The sequence below is a fragment of the Actinomadura madurae genome (assembly GCF_900115095.1).
GTDB lineage: Bacteria > Actinomycetota > Actinomycetes > Streptosporangiales > Streptosporangiaceae > Spirillospora > Spirillospora madurae.
This window is the reverse complement of sequence record NZ_FOVH01000025.1, coordinates 1-19,380: the sequence shown is the minus strand read 5'-3', so window position 1 is coordinate 19,380 and position 19,380 is coordinate 1. Positions and strand designations below refer to the sequence as shown.

Annotated in this window: 16 protein-coding genes and 1 pseudogene; 8 read left to right on the top strand and 9 right to left on the bottom strand. The window is 69.8% G+C overall.

The annotated features are described in order from the left end of the window. Positions 1-219 precede the first annotated feature (219 nt). The 8 genes and pseudogenes from gyrA to dnaA form a co-directional block, all read right to left on the bottom strand. Entirely contained in the window at positions 220-2,724 is a 2,505-nt protein-coding gene (gene gyrA / locus BM339_RS42725) for a DNA gyrase subunit A (protein ID WP_021592703.1), read from the bottom strand. An 85-nt stretch (positions 2,725-2,809) separates the two neighbouring features. Then, entirely contained in the window at positions 2,810-4,726 is a 1,917-nt protein-coding gene (gyrB, locus tag BM339_RS42720) for a DNA topoisomerase (ATP-hydrolyzing) subunit B (RefSeq protein ID WP_425475849.1), read from the bottom strand. 357 nt (positions 4,727-5,083) lie between these two features. Next, positions 5,084-5,596: a DciA family protein gene (locus BM339_RS42715; RefSeq protein ID WP_244938810.1), complete on the bottom strand. Its 513-nt coding sequence runs from the start codon at positions 5,594-5,596 to the stop codon at positions 5,084-5,086. Beyond that, complete coding sequence (gene recF / locus BM339_RS42710) at positions 5,593-6,735, bottom strand: DNA replication/repair protein RecF (RefSeq protein ID WP_021592700.1); 1,143 nt, start codon at positions 6,733-6,735, stop codon at positions 5,593-5,595. The genes BM339_RS42715 and recF overlap by 4 nt, the downstream gene beginning before the upstream one ends. Before the next feature lie 90 nt (positions 6,736-6,825). Next, positions 6,826-7,032 (bottom strand): hypothetical protein, encoded by a 207-nt coding sequence (locus BM339_RS42705; RefSeq protein WP_021592699.1) that lies wholly within the window; start codon positions 7,030-7,032, stop codon positions 6,826-6,828. 81 nt (positions 7,033-7,113) lie between these two features. Next, positions 7,114-8,040, bottom strand: a pseudogene (gnd, locus tag BM339_RS42700) (phosphogluconate dehydrogenase (NAD(+)-dependent, decarboxylating)); the annotation flags it as partial. 106 nt (positions 8,041-8,146) lie between these two features. Next, entirely contained in the window at positions 8,147-9,289 is a 1,143-nt protein-coding gene (dnaN, locus tag BM339_RS42695; protein ID WP_021592697.1) for a DNA polymerase III subunit beta, read from the bottom strand. 675 nt (positions 9,290-9,964) lie between these two features. Further along, complete coding sequence (dnaA, locus tag BM339_RS42690; RefSeq protein ID WP_021592696.1) at positions 9,965-12,004, bottom strand: chromosomal replication initiator protein DnaA; 2,040 nt, start codon at positions 12,002-12,004, stop codon at positions 9,965-9,967. A 590-nt stretch (positions 12,005-12,594) separates the two neighbouring features. Between dnaA and rpmH the strand changes: the two genes are divergently transcribed. The 5 genes from rpmH to BM339_RS42665 are packed head-to-tail and all read left to right on the top strand — an operon-like array spanning position 12,595 to position 15,079. After that, on the top strand, positions 12,595-12,732 hold the full coding sequence (rpmH, locus tag BM339_RS42685) for a 50S ribosomal protein L34 (protein WP_021592695.1): 138 nt from the start codon (positions 12,595-12,597) through the stop codon (positions 12,730-12,732). Between the two features lie 33 nt (positions 12,733-12,765). Continuing rightward, a complete protein-coding gene (rnpA, locus tag BM339_RS42680; protein WP_235206353.1) occupies positions 12,766-13,113 on the top strand; it encodes a ribonuclease P protein component in 348 nt (115 codons plus the stop codon). After that, positions 13,110-13,520 (top strand): membrane protein insertion efficiency factor YidD, encoded by a 411-nt coding sequence (yidD, locus tag BM339_RS42675; RefSeq protein WP_075024540.1) that lies wholly within the window; start codon positions 13,110-13,112, stop codon positions 13,518-13,520. The genes rnpA and yidD overlap by 4 nt, the downstream gene beginning before the upstream one ends. Then, positions 13,513-14,556: a membrane protein insertase YidC gene (gene yidC / locus BM339_RS42670; protein WP_083598494.1), complete on the top strand. Its 1,044-nt coding sequence runs from the start codon at positions 13,513-13,515 to the stop codon at positions 14,554-14,556. The genes yidD and yidC overlap by 8 nt, the downstream gene beginning before the upstream one ends. A gap of 37 nt (positions 14,557-14,593) precedes the next feature. Further along, positions 14,594-15,079 (top strand): Jag family protein, encoded by a 486-nt coding sequence (locus BM339_RS42665; RefSeq protein ID WP_024934663.1) that lies wholly within the window; start codon positions 14,594-14,596, stop codon positions 15,077-15,079. Positions 15,080-15,643: 564 nt separating this feature from the next. On the opposite strand, the gene BM339_RS49300 is transcribed toward BM339_RS42665, so the two are convergent. After that, complete coding sequence (locus BM339_RS49300; protein WP_021592690.1) at positions 15,644-16,108, bottom strand: DUF6458 family protein; 465 nt, start codon at positions 16,106-16,108, stop codon at positions 15,644-15,646. Between the two features lie 148 nt (positions 16,109-16,256). Here BM339_RS49300 and rsmG point away from each other — a divergent pair, with 148 nt between their 5' ends. The 3 genes from rsmG (at position 16,257) to BM339_RS42645 (ending at position 19,125) form a co-directional block, all read left to right on the top strand. After that, positions 16,257-16,973, top strand: a complete 717-nt coding sequence (rsmG, locus tag BM339_RS42655) for a 16S rRNA (guanine(527)-N(7))-methyltransferase RsmG (RefSeq protein WP_177287914.1) — start codon at positions 16,257-16,259, stop codon at positions 16,971-16,973. A 347-nt stretch (positions 16,974-17,320) separates the two neighbouring features. Beyond that, positions 17,321-18,136 carry a ParA family protein gene (locus tag BM339_RS42650; RefSeq protein ID WP_021592688.1) on the top strand — a complete coding sequence of 272 codons (816 nt, stop codon included), beginning with the start codon at positions 17,321-17,323 and terminating at the stop codon, positions 18,134-18,136. Further along, on the top strand, positions 18,133-19,125 hold the full coding sequence (locus tag BM339_RS42645) for a ParB/RepB/Spo0J family partition protein (RefSeq protein WP_021592687.1): 993 nt from the start codon (positions 18,133-18,135) through the stop codon (positions 19,123-19,125). The genes BM339_RS42650 and BM339_RS42645 overlap by 4 nt, the downstream gene beginning before the upstream one ends. Positions 19,126-19,380 lie beyond the last annotated feature (255 nt).

Here is a 19,380-nt window from a genome sequence, read left to right as displayed (position 1 = left end):
CGGCTTCGCGGCCGGTTTGCCGCCGGAGGGTTTCGCCCCCGGTTCGGACCCGCCCGGCTTGGCGGCCGCGGGCTTGCCGGCGGACGGCTTCCGCTTCGAGGCGGCCTGCTTGGCGGGTGCCTCGTCCTTCTTGCCCGTGCCGGGCCCGTCCTGGTCGTTGCCGGGCTCGGTGCTCACGTGTCCTCCTGGCCTAGCGGCTCGGTGACGATGCAGGATGCGTCACTCACCGTCGGTCCCTTCCGCGTCGTCCGAGTCCTCCATGGACTCTACGTTCCTCGCGATGGCCACCACGCTGTCCCCGTCCGCGAGGTTCATCAGGCGGACGCCCATGGTCTGCCTGCCGGACTGCTTGATCTCGGCGGCGGTCGTCCTGATCACGCCACCGTTCGACGTCATCGCGAACACCTCGTCGTCCGGGCCCACCATCAAGGCCCCTACCAACATGCCCCGCGATTCCACGATCTTAGCGGTGAGGACCCCCTTACCCCCACGCCCTTGGAGGGGGTATTGGTCCACGCGGGTGCGCTTGGCGTAGCCGCCTTCGGTGGCCACCAGGACGTCGTCCGAGGTGTCGGTCACGACCAGCATGTTGAGGACCTCCTGGTCCTCCTCGAACCGCATGCCGATCACGCCGGACGTGGCGCGCCCCATCGGCCGCAGCGACTCGTCGTCGGCGCGGAACCGGATCGCCTGGGCGCCGGTGGAGACCATGAGCAGGTTGTCGTCGGACGAGACGAGCCGCGCCGCGATCACCTCGTCGTCGTCGACCAGGTTGATCGCGATGATGCCGCCGGTGCGGGGCGAGTCGAAGTCGCGCAGGGCGGTCTTCTTGACGCGGCCCTTCTTCGTGCCGAGGACGAGGTAGGGGGCGACCTCGTAGTCGCGCAGGTCCATGACCTGGGCGATGTGCTCGTCCGGCTGGAAGGCCAGCAGGTTCGCGACGTGCTGGCCGCGCGAGTCGCGTCCGGCGTCGGGCAGTTCGTACGCCTTGGCCCGGTAGACGCGGCCCTTGTTGGTGAAGAACAGGATCCAGTGGTGCGTCGTGGTGACGAAGAACTGGTCGACGATGTCGTCCTGCTTCAGCTGCGCGCCGCGGACGCCCTTGCCGCCGCGCCGCTGCGCCCGGTACAGGTCGGTCTTGGTGCGCTTGGCGTAGCCGCCGCGGGTGATCGTGACGACGACGTCCTCTTCGGCGATGAGGTCCTCGTACGACACGTCCCCGTCGAACGGGATGATCTCGGTGCGCCGCTCGTCGCCGTACTTCTCGACGATGGGGGCGAGCTCGTCGCCGACGATCCGCCGCTGCCGCTCGGGCGAGCCGAGGATGTCGTTGTAGTCGGCGATCTCCGCCATGAGCTTGTCGTACTCGTCGGTGATCTGCTGGCGCTCCAGGGCGGCGAGCTTGCGCAGCTGCATGTCGAGGATGGCCTGCGCCTGGATCTCGTCGATCTCCAGCAGCGACATCAGGCCCTGCTGCGCCTCGGACGCCGACGGCGACCGCCGGATCAGCGCGATGACCTCGTCGATCCGGTCGAGGGCCTTCAGCAGGGCGCGCAGGATGTGGGCGCGCTCCTCGGCCTTGCGGAGCAGGAACCGGGTGCGGCGGACGATGACGTCGATCTGGTGCGCGACCCAGTGCCGGACGAACTGGTCGATGCGCAGGGTGCGCGGCACGCCGTCGACCAGCGCGAGCATGTTCGCGCCGAACGTCTCCTGCAGCTGGGTGTGCTTGTACAGGTTGTTCAGGACGACCTTGGCGACGGCGTCCCGCTTGAGGACGATGACGAGGCGCTGCCCCGTCCGGCCGGAGGTCTCGTCGCGGACGTCGGCGATGCCGTCGAGCTTGCCGTCCTTCACCCCGTCGGCGATCTTGAGGGCGAGGTTGTCCGGGTTGACCTGGTACGGCAGTTCGGTGACGACGAGGCAGGTGCGGCCCTGGATCTCCTCGACCTCGACGACGGCGCGCATGGTGATCGAGCCGCGGCCGGTGCGGTAGGCCTCCTCGATGCCCTTGCGGCCGACGATGAGGCCGGCGGTCGGGAAGTCGGGGCCCTTGACCCGCTCGATCAGCGCTTCGAGCAGCTCCTCGTCGGATGCGCCGTAGTTGTCCAGGTACCAGCGGACGCCGTCGACGACCTCGCGCAGGTTGTGCGGCGGGATGTTCGTCGCCATCCCCACCGCGATGCCGGCGGACCCGTTGACCAGCAGGTTCGGGTACCGGGACGGCAGGACGTCCGGCTCCTGCGAGCGGCCGTCGTAGTTGGGGGAGAAGTCGACGGTCTCCTTGTCGATGTCGCGCAGCAGCTCCATCGCCAGCGGCGCCATGCGGCACTCGGTGTACCGCATGGCCGCGGCGGGGTCGTTGCCGCGCGAGCCGAAGTTGCCGTTGGGGTCGACCAGCGGGTACCGCATCGACCAGTGCTGCGCGAGCCGGACGAGCGCGTCGTAGATGGCGGAGTCGCCGTGCGGGTGGTAGTTCCCCATGACGTCGCCGACGACGCGGGCGCACTTGAAGTAGCCGCGGTCGGGACGGTAGCCGCCGTCGTACATCGCGTACAGGACGCGGCGGTGCACGGGTTTGAGGCCGTCACGCACCTCTGGCAGCGCGCGCGCGACGATGACCGACATCGCGTAGTCGAGATAGCTCTTCTGCATCTCGACCTGGATGTCGACCGGTTCGATGCGCTCGCCCGGGTGTCCGCCCTCTGCGGTCACGTCCGTCACTCTCAAGACCTCTTCTGCTCGGTGGGAACGAAGTACTTCCGCCTGCGGGAGTCAGGCCGCTGGGAGCCCGGCCCAGACGGGTACCTCAGATGTCGAGGAAGCGCACGTCCTTGGCGTTGCGCTGGATGAACTCCCGGCGGGGCTCGACCTCCTCGCCCATGAGCACGCTGAACAGCTCGTCCGCCTGCGCGGCGTCGTCCAGCTGGACCTGCAGCAGGACCCGGTTGTCGGGGTCCATGGTGGTGTCCCACAGCTCGTTGGCGTTCATCTCGCCGAGGCCCTTGAAGCGCTGCACCAGGTCGCGGGGGCGGGGGTCGCGCTTCCCGGCGGCGATGCCGGCCTCGATGATCGCGTCGCGCTCGGCGTCGGAGAAGGCGTAGTCGGCCTCGTTGCCCCGGGCGTCCCACTTGATCTTGTAGAGCGGGGGCTGGGACAGGTAGACGTGCCCGGCCTCGATCAGCGGCTTCATGAACCGGAACAGCAGCGTCATCAGCAGCGTGTTGATGTGGTGGCCGTCCACGTCGGCGTCCGACATCAGGATGATCTTGTGGTAGCGGAGCCTGGTGATGTCGAACTCGTCGTGCACGCCGGTGCCGAGCGCCGTGATGATCGCCTGCACCTCGTTGTTCTTGAGGATCTTGTCGATCCGGGCCTTCTCCACGTTGAGGATCTTGCCGCGGATCGGGAGGATCGCCTGGAAGTGCGGGTTGCGGCCGCCCTTCGCGGAGCCGCCCGCGGAGTCGCCCTCGACGATGTACAGCTCGGACTTGGCGGGGTCGGTGGACTGGCAGTCCGACAGCTTGCCGGGCAGCGACGTCGACTCCAGCAGGCTCTTGCGGCGGGTCAGGTCGCGCGCCTGCCGCGCCGCGACCCGCGCCCGCGCCGCCTGCGACGCCTTGTTGATGATCTCCTTGGCCTCGCCGGGGTTCTCCTCGAACCAGTCGCGCAGGTAGACGTTGCAGGCCCGCTGCACGAACGACTTGGCCTCGGTGTTGCCGAGCTTGGTCTTGGTCTGCCCCTCGAACTGCGGGTCGGCCAGCTTGATCGAGATGATCGCGGTGAGGCCCTCGCGGACGTCCTCACCGGTGAGGTTGTCGTCCTTCTCGCGCAGCAGCCCCTTGTCGCGGGCGTACCGGTTGACGATCGTGGTCAGCGCCGCGCGGAAGCCCTCCTCGTGGGTGCCGCCCTCCGCCGTGTTGATCGTGTTGGCGAAGGTGTGCACGGACTCGGCGTACGACGAGTTCCACTGCATCGCGATCTCGACCGACATGCCCGTCGTGTCGTCGTTGAAGTAGACGACCGACTCGTGCGCGGCGTCCTTGCGCGCGTTGAGGTAGCGGACGAAGTCCTCGATACCGCCCTCGTAGTGGTACCGGACGACGTGCGGCTCGCCGTTGATGTGGTCGGGACGCTCGTCCCGCAGCGTGATGGACAGGCCGCGGTTGAGGAACGCCATCTCCTGCATGCGGCGGGAGAGGGTCTCGAAGTTCCACTCGGTCGTCTCGAAGATGTCGGGGTCCGGCCAGAACCGGATGAGGGTCCCGGTGTCGGTGGTCTCCTCGCCCTTCTGGAGCTCGATCTCGGGGCCCTGCCACGTGTAGGACTGACGCCACACGTGGCCGTCGGTGCGGACCACAGCCTCCAGCCGGGTGGACAGCGCGTTCACCACGGCCGAGCCCACCCCGTGCAGGCCGCCCGAGACCGCGTAGGACTTGCCGTCGAACTTGCCGCCCGCGTGCAGCGTGGTCAACACCAGCTCGATGGCCGGACGTTTCTCCACCGGGTGCTCGCCGACCGGGATGCCGCGGCCGTTGTCGTCCACGCTGACGCCGCCGTCGGCCATCAGGGTGACCACGATGTTGTCGGCGTAGCCGGCCAGGGCCTCGTCGACCGCGTTGTCCACGATCTCGTAGACGAGGTGGTGCAGGCCGCGCTCACCGGTCGAGCCGATGTACATGCCCGGGCGCTTCCGAACCGCCTCAAGCCCTTCAAGGACAGTGATCGAACTAGCGTCGTACGCCAAAGGAGATCCTCCTGCCGGGGATGTCCGCCGCTCCGCGCCCGAGGGAGGCGCGGTGTGCCCCGTAACACACATGAGGGCACCCGGTTGTGCTCTGTTCGTTGTGGTCAGAGCCCCGGGCGCCCCAAGGCGGCGCTGCATCCTGAACCCACATTCATTCTACCGGGTCGGCCGACGAAACGTGGCACTCCCGAGCGCTGTGTGCGCGTGTGGCGGCCGAGTGGGCCTGGAGCCACATCCCCCCCATTGGCCCCGGGGGGTTCTCTGGCCTACGTGGCGCTCGCCGCTGAACTGGGCGACTCACCCGCCGAACAGATGTTCCCACCCGCCACTCCCGCCTCAGCGGGCGCGCCACGCGCCCGTCCGGCGCGGCCCGGACGCCGGGCCCACCACCTTCACCCGCCGGACGGTGCCGTGGCCGAGCTCCTCGTTCAGCCGCCGGACGAGCGTGGACGACAGCAGGCGGAGCTGCGTCGCCCACGTCGTCGAGTCGGCGGCGACGGTCAGCTCGCCGTCCTCGAAGCGGTCCGGGCGGGTGTGCTCGGCCAGTTCGGCGCCCACGATGTTCGCCCAGTTGCCGAACACGCCGCCGACGGCCGCCCGCTGCTCCCACCCGCGGGACGCCAGCAGGTCGCGGATCGCACTGCCGAAGAGCTTCGGGTCGCCGCCGCGTCCGGGCTCCCGTACGCGGACGACCCGCCCGCCGCCCTTGCGCTTCTGGCCGGGGAGCGTGCCGCGCTTCAGGGCGTCCGCCTTCGCCTGGGCGAGCGCCTCACGTGCCAGCTCGATCCCCGACTTGGCGGGAACCGCGCCGTCTCCGGCGGAGTTGTCCACATCCTGTGGATCGTTCACGCGCTCGCCCCCTTGTGGTCCCGGACGATCTGGCCGTCGAAGACGGTATACGAGGCCCCTGTCAATTCGGCGGGGACGTCGGCGGGGACGGCCGCCGTGATGAGCACCTGCTCCGCCGGCGCGACCATCTCGGCCAGCCGACTCCGCCGCCCCGTGTCGAGCTCGGCGAACACGTCGTCCAGGATCAGCACCGGGTCGTCGCCGTCCGCGCGGAGCAGGTCGAACGCCGCCAGCCGCAGGCCGAGCGCGAACGACCACGACTCGCCGTGGCTGGCGTAGCCGCGCGCCGGAAGCTCCCCCAGGCGCAGGACCAGCTCGTCCCGGTGCGGGCCGACGAGGCTCACGCCGCGCTCAAGCTCCTGCTTCCGGGACTCGCCGACCGCCGCGAGCATCTGCTCGGCCAGTTGTCCACGGTCTGTGGACAACTCCACGTCACCGAGCGAACTCCTGTAGACGACGTCGACCGCGCCACTGTGCGGCGCGAGCGCCTCGTAGGCCCGCGTGATCAGCGGACGGAGCGCGGCGACGAGATCCAGCCTCGCGGCGAGAAGCTCCGATCCCGTACGCGCCAGATGCGAATCCCACACGTCCAGCGTCGCCAGTACCTCGGGACCGGGGGAGCGCCTGTGCGCGGCCGCCGACTTCAACAGGGCGTTGCGCTGCTTCAGGACGCGGTCGTAGTCCGAACGCACGCCGGCGAACCGCGGAGCCCGCGCGGTCAGCAGCTCGTCCATGAACCGGCGCCGCTCCCCCGGATCGCCCTTCACGAGCGCGAGGTCCTCCGGCGCGAACAGCACGGTCCGCAGCATCCCCAGGATCTCGCGCGGCCTGGGGACGGGGGACCGGTTGAGCCGCGCCCGGTTCGCCTTGCCCGGGTTGATCTCGAGCTCGATCAGCGCCCTGCGGTCGTCCTTCACCACCCCGGCCCGGACGATCGCGCGCGGCGCCCCGTGCCGGACGAGCGGCGCGTCCGTCGCGGCCCGGTGGCTGCCGTGCGAGGCGACGTACCCGACGGCCTCGACCAGGTTCGTCTTGCCCTGGCCGTTCGGCCCCACGAACGCCGTGACCCCCGGCTCCAGCGCGACCTCGGCGGCCGGATAGGACCGGAAGTCCTGCAACGAAAGGTGGGCGACATGCACGACACCCGAGCGTAGAGCCTCCCGCCCGCCCCGGCGCACCCCCGGAGCCGCACGACCGGACCGGGGCCGAGAGCGGGGCGCCGCCCCGCCTCAGTCCGTCCGCCAGTACCCGGCCTGGCCGCCTTCCCCTTCATCGGGCAGGTCCAGCATCTTCCGTATCCGCGCCTGCCGCTCGGCGTCGCTCTCCTCCGACCGGATCGACGCCCGGTAGCTCTGCCACCGGACGAGGCCCACGCTGCCGACGATCACCAGCCAGGTGGCGACCAGGAAGCCTCCCAGGTAGAGCAACCCGCTCATCGCATCCCCTTGGCAGCCGCCCGAACCGGTATCGGTCCGTCGAAGCTACCCAGGAGCCCGGCCGGCGATCAAGAGCCGTCGTCAGACCTTCGGGGGGTTGACGTCGGCGCCGGGGGAGTCGCCGTCGCCGACGGACTCGACGGCGTGGCCGCCGAACTGCTTGCGGAGGGCGGCGACGACGCGCATGGCGGGGGAGTCGTCCTGGCGGGAGGCGAAGCGGGCGAACAGGGAGGCGCTGATGGCGGGCAGCGGGACGGCGTGCTCCACGGCGGCCTGGACGGTCCAGCGGCCCTCGCCGGAGTCGTTCGCGTAGCCGCGCAGGTCGTCCAGCTCGGGGTCGTTGGCGAGGGCGCGGTTCAGCAGGTCGAGCAGCCAGGAGCGGATGACCGTCCCCTCCTGCCAGCTCAGGAACGTCTCCGGCACCTTGGTGACGAGCGGGCTCGCCTCGATCAGCTCGTAGCCCTCGCCGAACGCCTGCATCATCGCGTACTCGATGCCGTTGTGGACCATCTTCACGAAGTGGCCGGCCCCGACCTTGCCGGAGTGGACGAAGCCGAACTCCCCCTCCGGCTTGAGCGTCTCGAAGATCGGCATCAGCCGCTTCACGTTGTCGTCATCGCCGCCGACCATGAGCGCGTAGCCGTTCTCCAGCCCCCACACCCCGCCGCTCACACCGCAGTCGACGAACCCGATGCCCTTGGCGGCCAGCTCCTCGCCGTGCCGCTGGTCGTCCACATAGTGTGAATTACCGCCGTCGACGACGAGGTCTCCGGGCTGCAGGACCTCCCCCAGCCTGTGGACGGTGTCCGCGGTCGGCTTGCCCGCGGGCACCATCACCCACACGGCGCGCGGCGCGGACAGCCGTTCGACGAGTTCCTCGACCGAGCCGACGTCGGTCACCTCCGGGTCGCGGTCATAGCCGACGACCGTGTGGCCGCCGCGGCGCAGCCGCTCGGCCATGTTGCCGCCCATCTTGCCGAGGCCGATGATCCCGAGCTCCATGAAACGCTCACTCTCCCCTGTGCGTAACCGCCTGTGCGTAACCGCGGGGGCGCGGCTCCCCCGCGGTCCATCGTCCCCGGCGCGTCCCGGGGCATGCCCCCGGGCATGATCCTTATCCGGACAGCCGGACGGGCATGATCAGGTAACGGTAGTTCGGGTTCTCCCCGTCCTGCGGCGGCTTGCCGGTCAGGACGGCCGGCTTCGTCGGCGTCGTGAACGACAGCCGCGCGACGTCCGAGCCGATCGCGGAGAGCCCGTCCAGGAGGAACGCGGGGTTGAACGCGATGTCGATGTCCTCGCCCTCCAGGGACGCCTCCAGGGCCTCCACGGCCTGCGCCTCGTCCCCGGTGCCCGCCTCCAGCACGACCTCGCCCTGGCTGAACGAGAGCCGGACGGGCGTGTTCCGCTCGGCGACCAGCGAGACGCGCTTCACGGCCTCGATGAACTGGGCCGTCTGGACCTCGGCGAGGCCCGCGTACTCGCTCGGCAGCAGCGACCGGTACTTCACGAAGTCGCCGTCCAGCAGACGGGACGTGGTGCGGCGGCCGCCGCCCTCGAAGCCGATCATGCCCTCGCCGGTGCCGCCCGTCCCGGCGAGCGCGATCGACACCTCCGCGCCCGCCGTCAGCGACTTGGCGGTGTCGGCGAGCGTCCGGGCGGGGACGAGCGCGACGGCGGAGAAATCGGGCCGCTCCGGCTTCCAGTGCAGCTCGCGGACCGCGAGGCGGTAGCGGTCCGTGGACGCCAGCGTGACCGTCTCACCCTCGATCTCCACCCGGACGCCGGTCAGCATGGGGATCGTGTCGTCCTTGCCCGCGGCGATCGCCACCTGGGAGACGGCGGCCGCGAACTCGTCGCTGCCCACCGACCCCGCGGCCGGCGGCATCTCCGGCAGCGTCGGGTAGTCCTCCACAGGCATGGTGAGAAGTGTGAACTTCGCGCTGCCACAGCGGAGCATCACCTTCGCGCCGTCCGTCGTCACCTCCACAGGGTGGGGAGGAAGGCTGCGGGAGATCTCGGCGAGGAGCCGTCCGGACACCAGCGCCGTCCCGGCCTCCTCCACATCGATGTCCGTGGACACCTGTGCCGAGACCTCGTAGTCGAACGCGGACAGCTTCAGGCGGTCGCCGATGTCCTCACCCCCGGCCACGATGTGCATGCCCGCGAGGACCGGCACCGGGGGACGGACGGGGAGCGTGCGCGCGGTCCAGGCGACGGCGTCGGCCAGGGCGTCTCTGTCGATGCGGAACTTCAAAGGGACCCGCCTCCTGCAGGTGTCGGACAAGGGTGAGCTGATCTTGGCTGGGCCGGGGCGCTCGGGGCGCGTTGTCCCCAGGCCCTGACTTGAGGTGGATCTTTTCTTGGATAGAGAAGTAGTGCAGTACCAGTAATAGGGGCGGTGGATAGTGTGGACAGAGGCCATCGTCGCAGGTGAGAGTGCGTTTCTCTGTCCACGGGTGCTGTGCATGGGACGTGGACGGCGCGGCGGCGCCTGGGGACGGCGAAATCATCCCCACAGGTCGTCCTCATGTCATCCCCCGGTTATCCACGAGTTCTCCACGGGTCTTCCGCCGGTTCGCCGCCCGTTGGCCGCCGCTGGGGACAGAGGGACGCGGATCCGCGGGTTCGCTTCCGGACCGTCCCCAGGCCGTCCCCAGCTCGTCCACCGGTTTTCCCCAGCGGGGCGGGGGCCCGTGCACAGCGGGTCCACATCCGTCCACTCTTCATCCTCAGCTTCTCCAAGGGTTGCCCACAGGGTTATCCGCGAAAATCCCCAGAGTTTTCCACAACTTGTGAGTAGCGGCGGGGGTCTTCGGGGGAGGCGTGCACTTTGTCGGTTCTTTGCCCTGAACCGGCTGTGGACGACGCGGCCGGCGCCGGTCCACAGGGCTGACGCCGGTCTGTCCACAGTGTGTACGACCGGGCGCGGTCAGCGCTTGCGGGCCTGGTGCTTGATGCGCCCCGTGAGCTCCGTGACCTGGTTGTATATGGCGCGACGCTCGGCCATCAGCGACCGGATCTTGCGTTCGGCGTGCATGACCGTGGTGTGGTCCCGTCCGCCGAACTGCTGCCCGATCTTGGGGAGGGACAGGTCCGTCAGCTCCCGGCACAGGTACATCGCGATCTGCCGGGCGGTGACGAGCATCCGCGACCGGGACGGCCCGCACAGGTCCTCGATCGTCGTGCCGAAGTACTCCACCGTCTGCGCCATGATCATCGCAGCGGTGATCTCGGGGCCGGAGTCGTTCGGGATGAGGTCCTTCAGCACGATCTCGGCGAGCTTCATGTCGACCGACTGCCGGTTCAGGCTCGCGAACGCCGTCACCCGGATCAGCGCGCCCTCCAGCTCGCGGATGTTCGTCGCGATCTGCGAGGCGATGAACTCCAGCACGTCGGGCGGCGCGGCGAGGCCCTCCTGCCGCGCCTTCTTCTGCAGGATCGCGATCCGCGTCTCCAGCTCGGGCGGCTGGACGTCGGTCGTCAGGCCCCACTCGAACCGGTTGCGGAGCCGGTCCTCCAGCGTCACCAGCTCCTTGGGCGGACGGTCGCTGGAGATCACGATCTGCTTGCTCGCGTTGTGCAGCGTATTGAAGGTGTGGAAGAACTCCTCCTGCGTCTGCTCCTTGCCCTCAAGGAACTGGATGTCGTCGACGAGGAGGATGTCCACATCCCGGTAGCGGCGGCGGAACCCGTCGGCCTTGCCGTCCCGGATCGAGTTGATGAAGTCGTTCGTGAACTCCTCGGAGCTCACATAGCGGACGCGCGCCCCGTTGAAGAGGCTTTGCGCGTAATGGCCGATGGCGTGCAACAGGTGCGTCTTGCCGAGCCCGGAGTCGCCATAGACGAACAGCGGGTTGTAGGCCTTCGCCGGCTGCTCCGCCACCGCGACCGCCGCGGCGTGCGCGAACCTGTTGGACGAGCCGATGACGAACGTCTCGAATGTGTACTTCGGGTTCAGTCGCGCGTGCTCGGACGCACCGGCGGGCTGCGGGGCCGGTGCGGGGGCAGGCGCTCTCGGGTCGGAGCCCCTGGGGTCGGAGCCCTCCTCGTCCCGGAACGCACCCTCGCCCCGGTAGGGCTCCTCACCGCGGTACTGCTGCTCGCCGCCGGGGTAGGACGGTTCCCCGTTCTGGAACGTGTCCTCCACGTGCCCGAGCGGCGGGTCGAGGGGGGCTTCGCGGCCCTGCTGCTCCGCGTGGCCGCCGGGACGCAGCGGGCCGAGCGTGCGGTCGTTCAGATGGGAGTGCGGCGGCCGTCCTGGAGGCTCGCCGCCGAAACCCTCCTGCCCCCCGTAACTCGGGTAGCCGCGTCCTTCGAACGGCGCTGGGCCGCGACCGCCGGGCCCCGCGCCGTACGCGGGCGGACGGGAGGGCGGCGGATACGTTCCACGGTCCTCGTCCTGGGCCTGTGGATAACCTCCGGGCGAACCGGGGTTGTGGGTAACTCCCGTCTGGGGCCGGTAACCCTGGTCGCCGTACGGCTGCTCCGGATAGGGGCGCTCGGGGCGCTCTGTATAGGAGGAGGGCTCGCCGTACTGCTGCTCCCCGTAGGACTGGTCCGTGAACGGACGCTCCCGGTCGCGATCGTCGTGCGGCCGTTCCCCGTAGGGCTCGCCATAAGAAGGTGCGGGCTCGTGCATGCCGAGCCCCGCGCCCGGCCCCGGAATCGGCGCGGAAAGCGGCTCGCCCGCCCCCGGACGAGAGCCCCCGGGAGGCTCCGGCTGGACGGTCACCGCGACGCGGATCTCCCTGCCCAGCTCGCGGGACAGCGCCTGCGTGATGAGGTTGCGGAGGCGGGTCTCCAGCGCGTCCTTGGCGAACTCGTTCGGCGCGGCGAGCAGCGCCGTCCCCTCCACGAGCGCCAGCGGGCGGACCATCGGAAGCCAGGCGCGATAGCTCGGCGACAGATCGCTCTCGGAAAGCGCCGTGAGGGTGCGGGCCCAGACCGATCCGAGATCCTGACCGTCCATGCGCAACGTCCCCTCCCGACAACTCCGCCGAACGGAGTACCTGACTGCCCGGCTTTCCCGCGGGATGCGGCACGCCTCGCAGGGCACTGCCGCGACGCGGAAGACTTACTCTCTCACGAGTTGTCCACAGAGTTGTCCACATGCTGTGCATAGGCATGGGGCACCCTGTGCAAAACCCGCGAGACGGGTTCCGGGGAACAAAGGTCGACAAGGTCCCGGCCGTCGTCCGGCCGGTGCGGGGTGGTTCTCGAACGGGGGCTTGAAAGGGCTGAACGCCGACATCAGATCGTCGATCTCGTCGAAGAAGCGTCGGCTCGCCCGGACGACCTTAACCCCTGCCGGTCCCACTCGCAACACCGTCCCCACGCTCACCGCCCGCCCGGCGGCGGCCGCCTCCGTTTGACCGGCCACCCCGCCAGCCCGTAACGTGCTGAGGTCGAGTCGCATCGACGGAGATGCCGCGTGCCCGCCGGCAGCCCCACAGGAAGCTCGGGTGGGCCCCCGCTGCGGGGGACCGGACGCGGCCCTCGGTGCGAGACACCGGCGCTTCACCACCTTCAAGCCGAACGACCGCAGCACTGGAGCCTCAAGTGAGCAAGCGTACTTTCCAGCCGAACAACCGCCGCCGCCACAAGAAGCACGGCTTCCGGCTGCGCATGCGCACGCGCGCGGGCCGCGCCATCCTGTCGAGCCGGCGCGGCAAGGGCCGCGCCCGCATCGCGGTCTGACCGACCCTCACTGTGCTGCCGTCCGGTAACCGGATGCGGCGGCGGGACGACTTCACGTTGGCCGTCCGGCGCGGTCGCCGCGCCGGACGGCCAACTGCCGTGGTCCACCTGCTACGCCCGGACGAGGCCCCGGCAGCGGCCGAGCCGCCGCTGGTCGGGTTCATCGTGGCGCGCACCGTCGGCAACGCCGTCGTCCGAAACGCGGTCCGGCGCCGGCTCCGCCACCTGATGCGGCCGCACCTCGACCGGCTCCCAGCGGGTAGCCTGCTCGTAGTGCGCGCCAACCCCCGCGCGGGAGAGGCGCGCCCAGACGAACTGGCCGCGGATCTGGAGTCGGCACTCGACCGGCTGCTGCGGCCCGCGTCCAAGGGGCGAAGATGAGGAGTCGGCAGGGGACGCAGGTCCCCGCGCAGCACCAGGCGGGCCGTCCAGGTCCCGCCGCGGCCGTGCTGATCCTTCTCGTCCGCGCCTACCGCCGCTTCTTGAGTCCCCTGCTCGGGCAGCAGTGCCGCTTCCAGCCCAGCTGCAGCGCGTACGGCCTGGAGTCGCTCCAGGTGCACGGGGCGCTGCGCGGCACATGGCTGACGGCCCGCCGGATCGCGCGATGCCACCCCTTCAATCCTGGGGGGTACGACCCGGTGCCGCCGAAGAAGACCTCTCGCACGAACCCCTCCGGGGCGTCCGGAGGAGCCGGCCCCCGGACGCGATCCGCGGCGGCCCCCCCGAACTCCGGCCGCGCGGAGAGCGGCCCCGCCCTAGCAGAGCCCAAGGAGCTGCCCGGTGCTTGACTGGTTGTACGAGATCGTCACTCAGCTGATCGTGTGGATTCACACGGGGCTGAGCACCGTCGTCCCCAAGGACAGTGGATGGGCCTGGGGCGGTTCGATCATCCTGCTGACCGTCCTGCTGCGGCTGGTCATGGTCCCGCTCTTCGTGAAGCAGATCCACGCCTCGCGCAAGATGCAGGAGCTGAACCCCAAGGTCCAGGCGCTGCGCAAGAAGTACAAGAACGACAAGCAGCGCCTCAACCAGGAGGTCATGAAGCTCTACCAGGAGAACGGCGCCAACCCGCTGTCGGGCTGCCTGCCGCTCCTGGTGCAGATGCCCGTCTTCATCGGCCTCTTCCAGGCGCTGAAGAACATCTCCGACGCCAAGCCCGGCGAGAGCGTCTTCGGGATGTCGGCCGACCTCGTGGCGAGCGCGCAGCACGCCAGCATCTTCGGCGCGCACATCCCCGACACGTTCCTCAACGCCTGGGGATCGGACCCCAAGTCGTGGACCGCGATCGCCATCACCGGCATCGCCGTGGTGATCAGCTCGTGCACGACGTTCTTCACCGTCCGGGCCAGCATGAAGCGCCAGCCCGTCACCGACGACGCCAACCCGATGATGCAGGCGCAGAAGATGATGGTCTTCATGGCGCCGCTGTTCGGCCTGTTCGGCCTCGGCTTCCCGCTGGGCGTCCTCATGTACTGGGTCACGTCCAACAGCTGGACGCTGGCGCAGCAGCACTACATCTACAAGAAGTACCCGCCGCTCAGCACGGACGACAGCGCGGCCACGGCCAAGGCCGGCGGGACGAAGACGGGCGGCACGAAGACCGGCGGCGCGAAGACCGGCGGCGCCAAGGCGGGCGGGACGAAAACGGGCGGTGCTAAGGCGTCTGCGGCCAAGAACGGCCAGGCGTCGTCCGGCATCAAGGCCAGGCTGAAGAAGGAGCCGGAACCGGAACCGGAACCCGAGCCCGAGACGAAGCCGAAGGTCGTGCGCAACCAGCCGACCCGCAAGTCGCGCAGCAAGCGCAGCGGCACCCAGAAGCGCTAGTTTGAACTCCGAGCACGTGGCCGAGAAGGAGACCCCGTTGAGCCAGACCGACACGACCGAGGTCGACGTCCAGGCGCTCGAGCAGGAGGGCGAGATCGCCGCCGACTACATCGAGGGCCTGCTGGACATCGGTGACTACGACGGCGACATCGACATGGACGTCGAGGGCGAGCGCGCGATCGTCGCCGTCGTGGGCGCTTCCCTGGACGAGTTGGTCGGCAAGCGCGGCGAGGTCCTGGAGGCCCTGCAGGAGCTGACCCGGCTGGCCGTCCACCGCCAGACGGGCAACCGGACCCGCCTGATGCTCGACATCGGCGGCTACCGCGAGCGCCGCCGCGCCGAGCTGACCAAGCTCGGCACCGACGTCGCCGACGAGGTCAGGCAGGGCGGCGAGCCGAAGCCCCTCGCCCCGATGACCCCGTTCGAACGCAAGATCGTCCACGACGCGGTGGCCGCCGCCGGCCTCCGCAGCGAATCCGAGGGCGAGGAACCCGACCGCTACGTAGTCGTCTACCCCGCCTGACGCTCCCCGGCTCGTCCCCAAGAGCCGCCCACAACCCGACCGGCCCCGGTGCAGCCCCGCACCGGGGCCGCTCCCGTCCTGGAGGCAGCCGTGAAACCAACGGACACTGCGGTGTGGCGGTAGGTGCGGCAGGGGCGTGGGCCGGTCATGCGCGGGCGGACCGCCACCTCATGCCCGGCCCAAAGCTGCCGAAAATCGGCATTCGCCGCGCGCAACCGGTCGACGAGCCCCGACCCTCGCAAGGTCACCGGACCGACGGCCAACGACCGCGCGGAGATCGGCCACGGGCTGAGGGAGTGCTTCCGCTCCTCATGCGGGCCGACGACACGCGTGGCGAGTCGGTCCGAAGCAGCAGGAAGTACTCGACGAGCGGGGGGCTGCCGAGGTGAGCCGGGGCCGGTGGGCACATAGACGTGCGCGATCGGGGATCCGCCCAGGCGTCGTCGACCACAACCTGTGGACAACTCTGGAAAGGGGAGGGCCCCGCGCCCTGGCCGACGCGGGGCCCCGAAGCCCGGTGTGCACCGCCGCCCAACGCACACCGGGCGGGTCCGATGCTCGGCGTTACCGCCGTGCGGTCCGCCGCCACCTGCGACGCTGCGAAATGCGGTCACCGGAGTCCACGACGGACGGGCTGTTCTCCTCGGCCGGATTCTGAGCGTGCGCGGGATCCTGCGAGTACGCCGGGTCCTGCGCGACGTGGCCGTGCGGCGCCGCTTCGTCCACAGGATGTTCGATCACACGTTCGACCCGCTCGCTCGGGCGGTTCAGGGGCGGCGGGTCCTCGATGATGTGCTCTTCCCGGATGACCGTCCCGGGCTCGTCCCCGTAGGCGGGGTCCGCGCCGACGACCCGCCCGGCACGGCGCCGCGGGCGCGTGTACTTGACGGTGAAGCCCATGCTCACCAGCCCCACCAGGATCAGGATCCAGCCGACCATGTGAATGTCGAGGCCGCTGAGGTCGACGCGGATGGCGAACGCGAGGATCGCGCCGAGAGCGATGAATGCGAGGCTGACTCCGATTCCCATGTGTCGGAGCTCCTTCCGGGGGGACGGTCGGGCGACACACCCCCTCTACCCGGCGCTCGCCGAATATGCGGAGGGGTCATGTGGTTCTCGCCATAACGCAAGGGTCGTCCAACCTCGCGCGCCCGACTTATCCACAGGGACGTTGCGCATGCACGACCCCACCGGTTTTTGTGGAACGATTCGTCTGGTGGGGATTGCACGTGAGGTTTTCGGTGACGCGCTGCCGGTCGCGGAGCGCTACGCGGCGTTCCTCGCAGAGACCGGGGTCGAACGCGGCCTCATCGGGCCGCGCGAGGTCGACCGGCTGTGGGAGCGCCATCTGCTCAACTGCGCGGTGGTCTCCGAGGCGATCCCGCAGGACGCGGAGGTCGTCGACATCGGCTCGGGCGCGGGCCTCCCCGGAATCGTGCTCGCGATCGTCCGGCCCGACCTGCGGATCACCCTGCTGGAACCGCTCCTGCGACGCACCACGTTCCTGACCGAATGCGTCGAGATGCTCGACCTGCGCAACGTCGCTGTACGACGCGCTCGGGCCGAGGACGTGACCGAAGAGTTCTCGGTGGACGTGGCGACGGCGCGGGCGGTCGCACCCCTGGAACGCCTGGCGAAATGGGCGCTTCCGCTACTGCGTCCGGACGGTGAGCTGCTCGCGCTCAAGGGCGAACGGGCGGCGGCCGAGCTGGACGACGCGGCGCCCGTCCTGAAGCGGTTCGGGGTGCGCTCCACGGAACTGCTTCAAGTCGGGCGCGGTATGGTCGATCCGCCGACAACACTCGTCCGTGTGGTCGCCGGCCGAGGAGAGGTTGTCGGGCGACGACAGCGCGCCCCCCGGCGTGCCAAAGGGTCGAGGAAGAGGTCTTCATGAGCACGGGACCAGGACTGGGCCGGCCTGACCGCGCCGATGAATCCCCCGACGAACAGCCGTCCGGCCTGGGCGGACCCGGCGAAGCCGAAGGGGCGCAGCCGCCCGCCACCGGCGAGCCGCAGGGAGACCCCGGCACGCCGGCGGGCACCATGCCCTCCGGACACGCGATGTGGGGAAACACGACGTCCGGTACCGCGGAGAACGTCGGCTATGTTCCGACGAACACCGGCGCGAAGCCGCCGCCGAGTCCGCGCAAGGGACCAGATCAGGGGGAGTCAGAACTCGTGCGAGAGGCGCTCAGGGACGCCAAGGTTTCACATGAAACAACCGTCACCGCGCTCAAGGCGATGTCGGGCCGCAGGGAACGGGAGTGGCCGCGCCCGGACAAGTGCCGGATCATCACCATCGCCAACCAGAAGGGCGGGGTGGGCAAGACCACCAGTTCGGTGAACCTGGCCGCGTCGCTCGCCATGCATGGTGCGCAGGTGCTCGTGGTCGACCTCGACCCCCAGGGCAACGCGTCCACCGCCCTCGGTGTCGAGCACCACGCGGAAGTCCCTTCCATCTACGACGTGCTGATCGAGGACATGGCACTGGGCGACATCGTCGTCCCGGCTCCGGAGATCCCGAACCTGTACTGCGCGCCCGCGACCCTCAACCTCGCCGGCGCGGAGATCGAACTCGTCTCCAAGGTGGCCCGCGAGTCACGCCTCCGCCGCGCGATCGACGCCTACGACACCGAGAAGTTCGACTACGTGCTGATCGACTGCCCGCCGTCGCTCGGCCTGCTCACGGTGAACGCCCTCGTCGGCGGCGACGAGCTGCTCATCCCGATCCAGTGCGAGTACTACGCGCTGGAGGGCCTCGGGCAGCTGATCCGGACGGTCGATCTCGTCAAGGCGCACCTCAACCAGAGGCTGAGGGTGTCGACGATCCTTCTCACGATGTACGACGCCCGGACGCGGCTCGCCGCCCAGGTGGCCGACGATGTCCGCAATCACTTCGGGGACGTCGTCCTCAACACGGTGATCCCCCGCAGTGTCCGGGTCTCGGAGGCGCCCAGCTACGGGCAGTCCGTCATGACCTACGACCCCGGTTCGAGCGGCGCCCTCGCCTACAGCGAGGCCGCCTCGGAAATGGCCCACGGAGGAGCTGTTCAGTGAGCCAGCAGCGACGCGGACTGGGTAAGGGACTTGGCGCCCTCATTCCCACCGCCCCGCCCCCGCCGACGCCCGCCGAGCCGGGCAGCGCAGGCGAGCCGGGTTTCCCCGGCGGCACCGTGCCGAACGGCACGGCCGCCCCCGATCCGGCCCTCCAGCCGGTCGCCGGCGCCCATTTCGCGGAGCTGCCCGTTCGCTCCATCACGGTCAACCCCCGCCAGCCACGCGAGCACTTCGACGAGCAGGCCCTGGAGGAGCTCGCCGAGTCGATCAGCATCGTCGGCCTCCTGCAGCCGATCGTCGTCCGCCGATCGACGTCGGAGGAGCACGACTACGAGCTGATCATGGGCGAGCGCCGGTGGCGCGCGTCCCAGCAGGCCGGGCTGGACGTCATCCCGGCGATCGTCCGTGACACCGGCGACAACGAACTCCTCCGTGACGCGCTGATGGAGAATCTCCACCGGCAGCAGCTCAACCCGCTGGAAGAGGCCGCCGCATACCAGCAGCTGCTCCAGGACTTCGGTGCGACGCACGAGCAACTCGCCGGACGGATCGGCCGGTCGCGCCCGCACATCAGCAACACGCTCCGCCTGCTGAACCTGCCGCCCGCGGTGCAGCGCCGGGTGGCGGCCGGCGTGCTGTCCGCCGGTCATGCCCGCGCCCTGCTGTCTCTGGACAGCGTCGAGGCGCAGGAGCATCTGGCGCAGCGGATCGTCCAGGAGGGGCTGTCCGTCCGCGCCCTCGAAGAGATGATCGCGCTCCGCGAGGTCGAGGACGAGCCGAAGGCTCCGCGGCAGGGACGCCGGAAGAAGCCGGTCGCCCCCGGCCTCCAGCAACTGGCCGACCGCCTCTCCGACCGCTATGACACAAAGGTCCGCGTCGACATGGGCCGCAACAAGGGCAAGATCGTGGTCGAGTTCGCCACCCTGGAAGACCTGGACCGCATCATCAAGTCCATGGCCCCCGACGAGGACGGCGCAGACGACTCCTAACGCCCACCCCACCCGCGCCCCGGAAGCCCTCACCTCCGGGGCGCTTCTGTTTAAGCCCGCTCCCCCGCCGTTCCCCGTGAAACCCCGACGGCTCACCACACGCACCCCCGGTTTCACGTGAAACAGCGCTTGAGTCAACGGCCACCACGCGATAGGCCTTGCCGTAGAGCCGTAGAGCCGTAGAGCCGTAGAGCCGTAGAGCCGTAGAGCCGTAGAGCCGTAGAGCCGTAGAGCCGTAGAGCCGTAGAGCCGTAG